Origin of the sequence: Halomonas sp. SH5A2 (assembly GCF_014263395.1) — a bacterium.
Lineage (GTDB): Bacteria > Pseudomonadota > Gammaproteobacteria > Pseudomonadales > Halomonadaceae > Vreelandella.
In genome coordinates this window covers 2,061,159-2,073,801 of the sequence record NZ_CP058321.1, presented here as the reverse complement: position 1 = coordinate 2,073,801, position 12,643 = coordinate 2,061,159, and the positions used below count along the sequence as shown (strand labels likewise).

Below are 12,643 nucleotides of genomic sequence, written 5' to 3'. Positions count from 1 at the left end.
GCGCCTTTTTTGGACAACCCGCTATGACACATCCTTTGGGCTCGGTCATGTTGGACCTTGAAGGGACAACGCTGACCGCCGCAGAAAAGCAGTTGCTGAAAAAGCCCGCAGTGGGTGGCGTTATCCTGTTTTCACGCAATGTTGAAGATGCCCACCAGGTCCGGGAACTGTGTAGCAAGGTGCGTAAGCTACGTCCGGACGTGTTACTGGCAGTGGATCAGGAAGGTGGCCGCGTCCAGCGTATCAAACAAGGGTTGACGCGCCTGCCGCCGATGGCTCGCCTTGGCGACTATTACCAGAAGGATCGTGCGGCGGCCCTGAGGCTCACCCAGGACACCGGCTGGCTTCTGGGTATGGAAATGGCCGCCTGCGGGTTGGATATCAGTTTTGCGCCGGTGCTGGATGTTGATAGCGGCTTAAACAGCATGATTGGCGACCGCAGCTTTGGCCCGGAGGCCGCGCAAGTCAGCGAACTGGGTGGCGCGCTGGTGGCCGGACTGCATGAGGCCGGTATGGCAGCGATCGGCAAGCATTTTCCCGGTCATGGCGGCGTTGAGGCAGATTCGCATCTCGCCTTGCCCGTTGATGACAGGCCTTTTGATACCCTCAAACAACTCGATCTGGTGCCTTTTAGCGATCTGGCTAAAAAGCTTGATGGCGTCATGCCTGCGCATATTGTGTATTCGGCATTCGACAAGCGACCCGCCGGTTTTTCGCCTAGTTGGCTGGGTATGCTGCGTCAGTCGCTGGGGTTTAAAGGCTGTATCTTTTCCGACGATTTGAGCATGGCTGGCGCTCATGAGGCGGGTGGACCGCGCGAACGCGCAGCGGCTGCTCTTGCCGCGGGCTGCGACATGTTGCTGGTGTGCAACGATCGCGAGGCAGCGCTTGAGGTCGTTGCCGCCGTTCCAACTCCAGAGTCTGTCAGGCCCGGCAAGCTGCGCTACAAACGCGCACGCCCCGATTTGGACGCCCTGCCGGCACTTAGCCGGTGGCGGCGCACGCATGCCCAGCTAGAGGCCATGGCCGCTCATTCACGCAGCAGTTAACGATCGTTTTTACCAAGCAGGCTGGAACTTCAATGGCAAAGCTAGACAAAGAAGCACTCGCATCGCTCGACACCATGCGCGAGCTCATGGACAACGCGGACTGCTTGATTTCCCAACAGCAGGTGGAGCAGGCGCTTGACCGAATGGCCGAGCAGATCAGCGAGGATCTGGGCGATAAACTGCCGGTCTTTTATTGCGTTATGAATGGCGGCTTGATCACCACGGGGCATCTGCTGACCCGGTTGGGCTTTCCTCTTGAGGTCGACTACCTGCATGCTACTCGCTACCGCAACGAAACCCGCGGCGGAGAGCTTTTCTGGCGGGTATCGCCGGAGATTCCCATGGCCGGTCGACACGTTGTTATCGTCGACGACATTCTTGATGAAGGTACGACGCTGTCAGCGATTCTCAACTATTGCCAGGAAGCACAAGCTGCCAGCATTACTACGGCGGTACTTGTCGACAAACGCCACGATCGCAAGGCAGTGCCCGGCCTGAAAGCCGACTACTGCAGCCTGGAAGTCGCCGATCGTTATGTGTTTGGCTTTGGTATGGATTACAAGGGCTACTGGCGCAATGCCCCGGGGATCTTCGCGCCCAAGGGCATGTGATCACTGGCTGCCTTAACGGGGTGAAAAGCGCCGCGCCAAGCCTGTTTCAGCGATCATGCGAGTGGATATTTCTTCTACGGAAAAGCGCGTCGTGTCGATGAAGGGCACGTGCAGGCGACGATACAGCGCTTCCGCCTGCTGGATTTCTTGCATGCATTGATCCATCGAGCTGTAGCGACTATTAGGCCTTCGTTCATTGCGGATGGCGGCGAGACGCCTGGCGTCGATTGTCAGGCCAAATAGCTTGTGTCGATGGGGTGCAAGCGCCTGGGGCAGTTTCAGCATGCCGTCTTCGTCCAGGTCGTCTTCCGTGAGCGGATAGTTGGCGGCGCGAATGCCAAATTGTAACGCCAGGTAGAGCGACGTAGGTGTTTTGCCGCAGCGTGATACCCCGACCAGAATAATATCGGCTTTATCGTACTGATGCGTGCGCGCGCCATCGTCATTGTCCAGCGCAAAGTGCACCGAGTGAATGCGGTCCATGTAAACATCGTCGCTGCCAATCGAGTGCGTTCGCCCCACGCTGTAGGACGAGTGCGTGGCGAGCTCCTGTTCGAGCGGCTCCAGAAAGGTGGAGAAGATGTCCACCTTGAAGCCGGAGGCCTTGCGAATCACGTCGCGAATTTTCTGATCGACAATGGTGTCGATGATGATCGGCCGTTGCCCGTCGCGGACCGCCGTTGCGTCGATAATCTCGGCCAAGGCCTGGGCTTTTTCCAGGGTGTCGATATAAGGCTTGGTTTGCATGTTGATCTCGACATCGCTGAACTGGGCCAGCAGGCTTCTCCCCAGGCTCTCTGCGGTAATGCCTGTCCCATCTGAAATAAAAAAAGCCGTGCGCTGCATGGTGTTTGCTCTCCTGAACGTTGCGCATATTGTGTGCCGGGATGGCGTCTGGCACAACGGCGCTGAGTCGCGACTACAACAAATGTTCAAAAATGCCGCCTGTTGTAAAAATCCTCCATCGCCTTCGCTATTAGACCAATGGCGAATACGCCGGGGCGGTGCTAGGGTGACCGCATTCATCTCTAGCGGTTGTCATGATCGCTGGCCTATTGAGCGAGGGGGTTGCGTGAACAATTACATTCTATGGTTCGATCAATTGGGTATGGCTGACGTCGAACGCGTGGGTGGCAAAAACGCCTCGCTTGGCGAAATGATCTCCAATTTATCGGGAGCGGGGGTCACGGTTCCCGGTGGCTTCGCCACTACGGCCCATGCCTACCGAGAATTTCTTGCCCATGAAGGCCTCAACGAGCGTATTAACGATATGCTGGCGCGGCTCGACGTGGACGATGTGAAAGCATTGGCCGAGGCCGGGAAAACAATCCGCCAGTGGGTGATTGATACGCCGCTGCCCCCGACGTTCGAAAAAGAACTGCGTAGCGCCTACCAAACGCTTCAAGAGCGTCATCCTGCGTTGAAGGTCGCCGTGCGCAGCTCGGCTACCGCGGAAGACTTGCCGGATGCCTCCTTCGCCGGCCAACAAGAAACCTTCCTCAATATCGAAGGGTTCGACAATATCAAGCGCGCCGTCCACGAAGTGTTCGCGTCACTGTTTAATGACCGGGCTATCTCTTACCGGGTTCATCGCGGCTATGCACATGAAAATGTCGCGCTATCAGCGGGTGTGCAGAAAATGGTGCGCTCGGAAACGGGCGCGTCGGGTGTCATGTTCACGCTGGATACCGAGTCGGGTTTCCGCGATGCGGTCTTTGTGACCGCTTCCTGGGGGCTGGGTGAAACCGTTGTCCAGGGGGCGGTGAATCCTGACGAGTTTTATGTTCATAAGCCGACCCTGGCGGCGGGGCGGCCCGCGGTGCTGCGCCGCAATCTGGGTTCCAAGCTGATCAAGATGGTCTATACCCAAGATGCCAGCGCAGGCAAGTCGGTCGAGACCATTGACGTGCCCCTGCAGGACCGTGGTCGTTTCTGTCTCAACGATCAGCAGGTCATGGCGCTGGCGAGTCAAGCAGTGACCATCGAGCAACATTACCAGCGGCCCATGGATATCGAGTGGGCACTGGATGGTGATGATGGTGAGCTCTACATCGTGCAGGCGCGGCCGGAAACCGTCGTATCGCAGCAGGAAGGCGGCAAGCTGGAGCGTTTCCAGCTACGCGAAAAAGGCCGCACCCTGGTCACGGGTCGCGCTATCGGTCAACGCATCGGCCGCGGTACCGCCAAGGTGGTCATGACGCCGGACGACATGGACAAGATCCATGACGGTGATGTGCTGGTAACCGACATGACCGATCCTGACTGGGAGCCGATCATGAAACGCGCTTCCGCCATCGTGACCAATCGCGGCGGGAGAACCTGCCACGCGGCGATCATTGCCCGTGAACTGGGCATCCCTGCGGTCGTCGGCTGTGGCGATGCCACCACACGATTGAATGAAGGCAGTGACGTGACCGTTTCCTGCGCTGAAGGCGATACCGGCCATGTGTATGAAGGCCTGCTGGATTTTGACTGCAAGGTGACCAATGTTGACACCATGCCCGAGATTCCCTTCAAGATCATGATGAACGTGGGTAACCCCGATCGCGCCTTTGGGTTTGCCAGCCTTCCCCATGCCGGGGTTGGACTCGCGCGGCTTGAGTTCATCATCAACCGCATGATCGGGGTTCATCCCAAGGCCTTGCTGGAGTACGACACCCTGCCGTCTGACCTTCAGCAGGTAATCGATATGCGCACGGCTGGCTACACCGACCCGGTCAGCTTCTACGTCGATAAACTCGTTGAGGGCATTTCGACGCTGGCCGCTGCCTATTATCCTCAGCGCGTTATCGTGCGGCTTTCGGATTTCAAATCAAACGAGTACGAAAACCTGATTGGCGGCAAGCTCTATGAGCCCGGCGAAGAGAACCCCATGCTGGGCTTCCGGGGGGCCTCGCGTTATGTCTCGGAGGCGTTCCGTCCGTGTTTTGAACTTGAGTGCCGGGCGCTCAAGCGTGTCCGCGACGACATGGGGCTCGACAATGTCGAGATCATGGTGCCTTTCGTGCGCACCACGGAAGAAGCCCGCGAAGTGGTCGAGCTGCTGGCGACCAATGGGCTCAAGCGTGGCGATAATGGCCTCAAAGTCATCATGATGTGCGAGCTGCCTGCCAATGCGCTGCTGGCCGACGAGTTTCTCGAGCATTTCGATGGTTTCTCGATCGGCTCCAACGACCTGACGCAGCTCACCCTGGGGCTTGATCGCGACTCGGGTATCGTGGCGCACCTGTTTGACGAGCGTAACGAAGCCGTCAAAAAACTTCTTTCCATGGCGATTCAGGCCTGTAAAGCCAGGGGCAAGTATGTCGGCATCTGCGGTCAGGGGCCGTCCGACCACCCTGACTTTGCCAAGTGGTTGATGGAGCAGGGGATTGATTCGATATCCCTCAACCCGGATGCGGTGATCGAAACCTGGTTCATGTTGGCCGGTGAAACCATCGCTGACTGATAGCTAGCAAGATAGTTAGCAGGCTATGTTAAACACGCCCAGCCATTGTGCTGGGCGCTTGGGTTTAATAGGCTACGCTTTATTTTTGGTCTGTGTACATTGGCGGAGTCGGTCGTGATGCCTTCTAAAAAAATGCGCTGGTTACTACCCAGTCTCTTGGTAGTGCCTTTACATAGTTGGGGCTTCGACTATGAAACGCCCGCCATCTCACCGGAAAGCGAGTCTGGCTACGAAGAAAAGCCTGGCTGGTCTGCCGATTCCTTCGCGGTGGCGGCTGCCAATCCGCTGGCCACCGATGCGGGCTATCAGATATTGAAGGCCGGCGGCAACGCGATTGATGCGGTTATTGCCGTCCAGATGGTGCTCGGACTTGTGGAGCCGCAATCAAGTGGCCTTGGCGGCGGGGCGTTCTTGCTTTATTACGATGGTGATGACGTGCGCGCCTATGATGGGCGTGAGACCGCACCCGCCGCTGTGGATGGCGAACTCTTCATGCAGAATGGCGAGCCGCTGGCATTTATGGATGCTGTCGCGAGTGGCCGGTCGGTGGGTGTGCCGGGAACGCTGCGACTAATGGAAAAAGCCCACGCGGCTCACGGCAGTCTGCCTTGGGAAGACCTTTTTGTGCCGGCGATGACGCTGGCAGAAGAAGGCTTTGCTGTCAGTGAGCGGCTTCACACTAGTCTTGCCAATGATGATGCCTTGCGCGACAACGAACGGGCACGGGACTTCTATTACGACTCGCAAGGCGAGCCCATTGCGGTGGGTGACACCCTCAAGAACCCGGCCCTCGCGGCGATATTAAAGCGTATTGCCGAGCAAGGCAGCGCGGCGTTTTATCAAGGGGAAGTTGCCGAGGATATTGTCGATCAGGTGACCCAGCACCCAGCTCGGCCCGGCGCGATGACGCTGGATGACCTTGAAGGCTATGACGCCGTTATTCGCGATCCTATCTGTACGCCCTGGCAGCAATGGGAGGTATGTGGTTTCCCGCCGCCCTCATCCGGCCACCTCACTATCATGCAGATTCTTGGCATGCTCGATCAGCAGCCCCTACTTGAAGCCCCCTTGGACGACGGTGTCACCAGCAGCGGCTGGTTGCACCAGTTTCTGGAAGCTTCCCGGTTAGCCTTCGCCGACCGTAATTACTACATAGCCGACCCGGATTTCGTCGAGGCCCCCGGCGGTGATTGGTCGACAATGCTGGCGCCAGACTATCTTGCCAAGCGCGGCGCGCTGATTGGCCAAGAGAGTATGGGGGAAGACGCCGAACACGGTCGGCCCGGCGATATTGAAACCAGTTGGGCGGCACAGCCGACCCAGCCTGAATATGGCACCAGCCATATCAGTATCGTGGATGCTGAAGGCCGATCGGTGGCCATAACCACGACCATCGAGCAGGCATTTGGCTCGCGTATCATGAGTGATGGCGGGACCGACTTGCCGGGCGGCTTTCTGCTCAACAATGAGCTGACCGATTTTGCCTTCGAGCCCGAGCAGAACGGTGAACCCGTGGCCAATCGGGTGGAACCTGGCAAGCGCCCGCGTTCCAGTATGAGTCCCACACTTATTTTCGAGCATGACAGCGGTGAACTGGTCGGCAGCCTTGGATCTCCCGGTGGCGCGGCGATTATTCATTACACCGCACGGACGCTGATGGCGCTGCGTGATTGGGGAATGAATGCGCAAACGGCGTTGAACCTGCCCCACGCGGTTACCCTGGGCGGCGATGTGTGGGTTGAGGAAGGACGTTTTCCTGACGCCACTCTCGATGCCCTGAGAGACCGGGGTCATGACATCAGCGAGCGCGAGCTAACCAGCGGGCTGCAGGCCATCATGCGCCTGGAAGATGGCACGCTGTTTGGCGGCGCTGATCCCCGCCGAGAAGGCGTGGTGATGGGCGATTAAGTTTAGCGTCGCAGCCAATTGCGCAGTTTCACCAACATCAATGCGCCGTCGCTCAGCGCGCGGCGGTCGTTGCGCAGCGCGACCAGCCGTTTAGGATAATCGGTAATGATCGCGTCCACACCCAAGTCGATAAGTGTGGACATTCGATCCCGGCTATTGACCGTCCAGGCATGAACTTCATAGCCATAGAGCCTCGCCAGCCTTATTTCCTGCGTGGTGATGCGGTTATGGCGAAGGCCCAGGGCGTCAAAGGCTCCGCGATCCAGAGTGCCCGGTAAAATCAGTTGGGCGATCAGTGTGACCTTGAGCTCTGGTGCTTGCTCTTTGATGAACGGTAGCAAGCCTGGCGACATGGTGGCAATGCGCATGCTGTGCATGGCATTTGGGTAGCCACACTGGGTGTAGGCCGCTATCGGACTATCGGCGGCTGCCCAACATTGGTACCGGGCATCAGTTTCTTGCTGAAGCTCTTTAATCACAGCATCACTGAGCGCCTGACCCTGGCCGGGCAAGGGCTTTATTTCGATCATCAGGTCGGCGCGCCCACGCACCAGTGCCAGTGCATCGTCGAGTCCTGGAATGGGTTCCCCTTCATACACATCGCCAAACCAGCTGCCAACGTCGTAGCGCTCGAGTTCATCACGCGTCAAGTCCCCGAATTCCTGCTGGTCGCCTGTCAGGCGTGCCATGTTGCGATCATGATAGAGCATGACCTCCTGGTCGGCTGTTAGGCGTACGTCGATTTCAATGGCGTCGGCGCCGTCCACGACTGCCTGGTCCACTGCCGCCAGGGTATTTTCCGGCGCTGCCATTGAGCTGCCGCGATGGGCAATGATCGCTACGTCGTCGCGAATTTCGAAGCTTGTCAGTATCCACCAGGCCTGAAGCCCTGCAAAAGCAAGTACGCTGAGTTCCACGGCCCAGGCAAAGCGACCCGGGCGGGCATCGGTAGGCGGCGCTGGGCGCGCTTCTCGATGAGCCAACTGAAGGTACAGGCAGGCCGACAAAAGGGCATTCACCGCAATGCCCAGAAAGGTAATCGCCAGCGTGATCAGCACATAACCGGTCAAATAGCCCAGCATGGCCGGTACCAGGACAGCTGTATGCTCGGGTAACCACCACAGCAGCGGCGTAAATAAATGGTCAAATAAAAGGGTGGTCGCAATCGGCAGCGCAATAATCAGTACCAGGACCAATATGACGGCAATGCCAATCGAGCGATGCCAGCCTCGTGTGAGAACGACGCTGCGGCGCAGTGCCTGCCACGGCGAGTATTCATCCAGAGCCACCAGAGGGAGCGCCAGTAACCAGCGTAAATAGAGTCTGGCAGCTAGGCCCATCCATAAAAGTAACAATGGGGTCGCGCAGGCGAGGAAATACCACAATGCGGGTGGCTTGATGCGTTGAAGGTAGTAGGGGTCGATACCAGCCAGCCATATGTCATACAGCCAGGTCAGGGCGAGCATGAAGGGGGCGAGAAGTATCAAGTGGCTACCCACCTGTAAGACGACCAAGCCCGTCAGTGCTGGTAACCGCCGACTGCTTAGCCAGAGCGCTTCAAACGCAAGGCGGTAGTGATTGTCACGCGGCCTTGTCGCTACCTGGAGCATGCCGGCCTGCTGCCAATAAATCACCACAAAGAAAAGCCCAATACCGACCAACATGCCTAATAGCCCCAGAGGGCTGAATACGAGCGAGACCAGATCATTGTTGGTCACTACGCTACGCCGTAACTGGGCGAGCAGGGCACGCATGACCCAGGCGATGGCGGGTAATAAAAGGGCTGATGCTAGCAGAGTGAAAAATAAATGAAACGCAATCAGCGGACGTAGATGATCGCGTAACGTGCGGGCAAGGGCATAGCCAAGCTGATTCAAAGGCTGCATGGTCACAAAAGGGTAATGAAAAAGGGTTTCAGGGTGGCAGCAAGCGCCACCCCTGGCAAGTCAGGCAAGTTACGCTTGGTCAAGCGGAAGCTCGCGATCGGCGATCAGGATGCCGTTATTGTCAGCGTACAGCCAACTGCCTGACGTGATGGTGACGCTTGCGAAGCTTACGGCCACATCACGCTGTCCTTCTCCGTGTTTTTCACTTTTACGCGGATGACTCCCCAGCGCCTGAACGCCGAGAGGCAGGGTGGCGAGGATGTCCACGTCGCGAACGCAACCGTACATCACAACGCCCGCCCAGCCATTCTCGACCGCTTGTTCGGCCAGCATATCGCCGAGCATGGCACAGCGAGGGGAACCGCCCGCATCGACGACAAGGACAGCACCGTCGCCAGGTTCAGCGACAGCTTGCTTGACGAGAGAGTTATCTTCAAAGCATTTGATAGTTCGAACAGGACCGTGAAAGGCATCAACGCCGCCAAAGCTGGCAAAGATGGGTTCCAATACCTGGACGTCTGGATAGGCATCGCATATATCGGGGGTAATGATCGTCGCCATGGTGAATTCCTGTCAGTGTGATCCGAAGTCTCTGGTAAACGTAAGAAAAAACGCCCCGCCCTGTAGAACAGTGGCGGGGCGTTCGTTCATCGGCTCAAAAGAACCCAGGGCTCTTTTGCGATGTTGCGAGCATCGGCGATGGAGCGGTGGTGTTGAAGCTTACGCTTCTTGAGCCACCGGAATCACGTTTGAGGCGATCTTCTGATACTCCTCAATTTCGTGAAAGTTCATGTAACGATAGATCTCGCTTGCCATGGCGTCAAACTCTCCCATATAACGGCGATACTCGTCGACCGTGGGCAGGCGCCCCTCAACGGCGGCCACTGCCGCCAGCTCTGCTGATGCAAGGTAGACATTCGCGCCGTCGCCAAGACGGTTGGGGAAGTTCCGCGTTGAGGTTGATACGACAGTGCTCTTGGCGGCGACACGCGCCTGGTTACCCATGCACAGCGAGCAGCCTGGCATTTCCATGCGGGCACCGGCACGGCCGTAGATGCCGTAGTAGCCTTCTTCGGTGAGCTGGTGCTGATCCATCTTGGTCGGAGGCGCTAACCATAGGCGGGTTTTGAGGCTGCCTGCGGGCTGTTTCTCAAGCAGTTTGCCGGCGGCGCGGAAATGACCGATGTTGGTCATGCATGAGCCGATAAACACTTCGTCGATTTTCGTGCCGGCAACGTCTGAAAGTAGACGGGCATCGTCGGGGTCATTCGGCGCACAAAGTACTGGCTCTTTAATATCGTCGAGGTCGATTTCGATAACTTCGGCGTATTCGGCATCCTTGTCGGCACGCATCAATTTAGGATCGGCAAGCCAGGCTTCCATTCCTTCGATACGGCGGCTGATAGTGCGCTCATCGCCGTAGCCATTGGCCATCATCCACTTGAGCAAGGTGATGTTGGACTTGAGATACTCGGCCACGCTCTCATCGGAGAGTGTAATGGTACAGCCGGCTGCTGAACGCTCGGCAGAGGCGTCGGAAAGCTCAAAGGCTTGCTCGACAGTCAGATCCTCAAGGCCTTCGATTTCCAGAACGCGGCCTGAGAAGGCATTTTTCTTGCCGGACTTCTCGACCGTCAGTAGACCTTGCTTGATAGCATAGAGCGGAATGGCGTGAACCAGGTCGCGCAAGGTGACGCCAGGCTGGCGCTTGCCTTTAAAGCGAACCAGTACCGATTCCGGCATGTCCAGCGGCATGACCCCCGTGGCGGCGGCAAAGGCGACCAGGCCCGAACCGGCCGGGAAGGAAATACCCAGCGGGAAACGGGTATGAGAGTCGCCCCCAGTGCCTACTGTGTCGGGCAGCAGCATGCGGTTGAGCCAGCTGTGAATAATGCCGTCGCCGGGGCGCAGCGAAACACCGCCACGGTTCATGATGAAGTCAGGCAGGGTGTGGTGAGTGTCCACATCGACTGGTTTCGGGTAAGCGGCGGTATGGCAGAACGACTGCATGACCAGGTCGGCTTGGAAGCCCAGGCATGCCAGGTCTTTCAGTTCGTCGCGGGTCATGGGACCGGTCGTGTCCTGGGAACCCACCGTGGTCATCTTGGGTTCGCAGTACATGCCAGGCCGTACGCCGTCCATGCCGCAAGCCTTGCCGACCATTTTCTGGGCCAGGGTAAAGCCTTTTCCTGTGTCGTTGGGTTGCTCGGGCAGACGGAACACGTCTGACGGAGCAAGCCCCAGGGACTCGCGGGCCTTGCCGGTCAAACCACGACCGATGATCAGCGGGATACGCCCGCCAGCACGGACTTCGTCAAGAATCAGCTGAGTTTTAAGCTCGAAGGTTGTCAGTACTTCGTCAGTCCCGTGCTTGCAGACCTTACCCTCATAGGGATAAACGTCGATGACGTCGCCCATGGATAGCTTTTCAACATCCATTTCTACCGGCAGGGCGCCAGAATCTTCCATGGTGTTAAAGAAGATCGGGGCAATTTTGCTGCCAAAACAGAACCCACCTGCGCGCTTGCTAGGCACATGAGGAATGTCATCGCCAAAGAACCACAGCACTGAGTTGGTGGCTGATTTGCGCGAGGACCCGGTGCCGACGACGTCACCCACGTAAGCGACGGGGAAGCCTTTGGCTTTTACGTCTTCGATCTGCTTTAGCGGGCCGGTCGTGCCAGGCGTTACTGGGTCGATACCTTCGCGTTCGTTCTTGAGCATGGCATTGGCATGCAAAGGAATATCGGGACGCGACCAGGCATCCGGCGCCGGTGACAGGTCGTCGGTGTTGGTTTCTCCAGGTACTTTAAAGACGGTGAGGGTGATTTTTTCTTCCAGGGCTGGCTTGGACAGGAACCACTCGGCGTCAGCCCAGGACTGGATGACATCCTTGGCGACGCTGTTACCTGCCTTGGCACGCTGCTCAACGTCATGGAAGGCATCGAACATCAGCAAGGTATGCTTGAGCTGTTCGCCGACTTCACGGGCGAGCTCTTCGTTGTCGAGTAGCTCGACCAGCGACACAATGTTGTAACCGCCCTGCATAGTGCCAAGCAGTTTGACGGCATGCACTTTATCGATGAGGGGCGATGTTGCTTCGCCTTTGGCGATGGCCGTTAAAAAACCGGCTTTTACGTAAGCCGCTTCGTCAACACCGGGGGGAACGCGGTTGGTAATGAGGTCGAGAATAAATTCTTCTTCGCCAGCCGGGGGCGTTTTCAGCAGCTCGATCAGAGCGGCGGTTTGCTCGGCATTCAGGGGCTTGGCGGGGATGCCCTCTGCAGCGCGTTCCTCGACATGTTGGCGGTAAGCTTCAAGCACGTTTGGGGCCCTCTCATCTGCTTTTATGGTGGCGACGGCACGTGGGCTATGCGCTTCACAATGCCACCGGACACTGACATACGCTTGACAAACAGCGTTGGTTGGATGGCAGCAATTCTACGTGAAACTGTCGACAATGTTAAGGTGAGTCCGCTGCCATGGCGTTGTACTTTGTGATGATGCGCATGGTCAAAGGTGTGAAACACGCTAGGACCAAACGTTCTGGCATGCTTTACTAGCAAAAAAGCACTCGCTATCGACAGAGGTTGCATAAAGTGTGATTCTCGTAACGCCGCGTTACCATCTGGCGGGCTGATAGCCTGCGCCAGGCTGATCAGGTGGCCGCACTGGCATATTCGAATTACCCAAGGCGTTATGATTGTTGTACAATTGTGTGATAACTATTTAGTGACGGTG

8 protein-coding genes are annotated in these 12,643 nt (G+C 57.5%); 4 read left to right on the top strand and 4 right to left on the bottom strand.

Translation table 11 applies throughout. The features are described from left to right. The first annotated feature begins 23 nt into the window (after positions 1-23). Together nagZ and HXW73_RS09630 are read left to right on the top strand one after the other, a co-directional pair. Positions 24-1,049 (top strand): beta-N-acetylhexosaminidase, encoded by a 1,026-nt coding sequence (nagZ, locus tag HXW73_RS09635; protein ID WP_186252911.1) that lies wholly within the window; start codon positions 24-26, stop codon positions 1,047-1,049. Positions 1,050-1,081: 32 nt separating this feature from the next. Beyond that, entirely contained in the window at positions 1,082-1,660 is a 579-nt protein-coding gene (locus HXW73_RS09630) for a hypoxanthine-guanine phosphoribosyltransferase (RefSeq protein WP_186252910.1), read from the top strand. A gap of 12 nt (positions 1,661-1,672) precedes the next feature. Here the strand turns inward: HXW73_RS09630 and ppsR are convergent, their stop codons facing one another. Further along, entirely contained in the window at positions 1,673-2,506 is an 834-nt protein-coding gene (gene ppsR, locus HXW73_RS09625; protein ID WP_186252909.1) for a posphoenolpyruvate synthetase regulatory kinase/phosphorylase PpsR, read from the bottom strand. Between the two features lie 226 nt (positions 2,507-2,732). On the opposite strand from ppsR, the gene ppsA reads away from it, so the two are divergent. Both ppsA and ggt read left to right on the top strand, forming a co-directional pair. Then, entirely contained in the window at positions 2,733-5,108 is a 2,376-nt protein-coding gene (gene ppsA, locus HXW73_RS09620) for a phosphoenolpyruvate synthase (protein ID WP_186252908.1), read from the top strand. Positions 5,109-5,225: 117 nt separating this feature from the next. Then, on the top strand, positions 5,226-7,016 hold the full coding sequence (gene ggt, locus HXW73_RS09615; RefSeq protein ID WP_186252907.1) for a gamma-glutamyltransferase: 1,791 nt from the start codon (positions 5,226-5,228) through the stop codon (positions 7,014-7,016). 2 nt (positions 7,017-7,018) lie between these two features. Here the strand turns inward: ggt and HXW73_RS09610 are convergent, their stop codons facing one another. From HXW73_RS09610 to acnB, 3 genes are all read right to left on the bottom strand, one after another. Further along, positions 7,019-8,902 carry a glycerophosphodiester phosphodiesterase family protein gene (locus HXW73_RS09610; RefSeq protein ID WP_186252906.1) on the bottom strand — a complete coding sequence of 628 codons (1,884 nt, stop codon included), beginning with the start codon at positions 8,900-8,902 and terminating at the stop codon, positions 7,019-7,021. A gap of 69 nt (positions 8,903-8,971) precedes the next feature. Next, positions 8,972-9,463, bottom strand: coding sequence for a ribonuclease E activity regulator RraA (rraA, locus tag HXW73_RS09605; RefSeq protein ID WP_186252905.1), 492 nt, complete (start codon positions 9,461-9,463; stop codon positions 8,972-8,974). Positions 9,464-9,622: 159 nt separating this feature from the next. Further along, the gene (gene acnB, locus HXW73_RS09600) at positions 9,623-12,226 is read right to left on the bottom strand and encodes a bifunctional aconitate hydratase 2/2-methylisocitrate dehydratase (RefSeq protein ID WP_186252904.1); all 2,604 of its coding nucleotides are present in this window, start codon (positions 12,224-12,226) and stop codon (positions 9,623-9,625) included. Positions 12,227-12,643: the final 417 nt, after the last annotated feature.

What these genes read in the sequence shown, in the direction of transcription:
- nagZ (WP_186252911.1), top strand. Translation starts at nt 24, where the DNA reads ATGACACATCCTTTGGGCTCGGTCATGTTGGACCTTGAAGGGACAACG.
- HXW73_RS09630 (WP_186252910.1), top strand. Translation starts at nt 1,082, where the DNA reads ATGGCAAAGCTAGACAAAGAAGCACTCGCATCGCTCGACACCATGCGC.
- ppsR (WP_186252909.1), bottom strand. Translation starts at nt 2,506, where the DNA reads ATGCAGCGCACGGCTTTTTTTATTTCAGATGGGACAGGCATTACCGCA.
- ggt (WP_186252907.1), top strand. Translation starts at nt 5,226, where the DNA reads ATGCCTTCTAAAAAAATGCGCTGGTTACTACCCAGTCTCTTGGTAGTG.
- HXW73_RS09610 (WP_186252906.1), bottom strand. Translation starts at nt 8,902, where the DNA reads ATGCAGCCTTTGAATCAGCTTGGCTATGCCCTTGCCCGCACGTTACGC.
- rraA (WP_186252905.1), bottom strand. Translation starts at nt 9,463, where the DNA reads ATGGCGACGATCATTACCCCCGATATATGCGATGCCTATCCAGACGTC.